The organism is Bacillus sp. RB3, assembly GCF_030164735.1.
Classification (GTDB): Bacteria; Bacillota; Bacilli; order Bacillales; family Bacillaceae_G; genus Bacillus_A; species Bacillus_A cereus.
The window spans coordinates 1-518 of sequence record NZ_JASNGE010000099.1 but is presented as its reverse complement, the minus strand read 5'-3'; the positions used below and the strand labels follow the sequence as shown (position 1 = coordinate 518).

The window sequence follows — 518 nt, the reverse complement described above, 5'->3', positions numbered from 1 at the left end:
TGATTATATCAGAGGTGAAATAAAAAGGAAAACCTTTTGGCTACGCCAAACCGAAATTCATCTCCCACCTATCGTTGGGCTACGTCCTTCACACGCTTGAGGAAGGAGAATTCTTTCGGGAAGTTCGTTAAAATAAAGGAAAATGCTATTTAACAGTAAAAATGTAGTAAAAACTCTTCTATAGGCAAGAAGAGTTTTTTTAGTCTATAGTGTTCTGTAGGGATTAGTATTTTTATCATTAAAAACAATAAATAAATATATATAAATATAATGTATATGTGTTATTATGATTACGTTGGAAAATAAAGTATATTTTCATTCGTAAAAATAATTAGGAGAAGAAGGGGAAATAGTATGAAAATGAAAAAAATGATTTTAACAGGTGTAGTACTTGCAGCAACAACTTTAACATCTTTATCAAATGTACAGGCAGATACAACATTTAAAGATGTTCCAGCAAATCACTGGTCTACAAAAGCAATTTATGATTTAACAAATCGTAAAGTAGTGCAAGGGTA

1 pseudogene is annotated in these 518 nt (G+C 30.3%); it reads left to right on the top strand.

Annotated elements, in window-relative coordinates:
• Window positions 1-354: 354 nt before the first annotated feature.
• Window positions 355-518, top strand: a pseudogene (locus tag QO049_RS30500) (S-layer homology domain-containing protein); the annotation flags it as partial.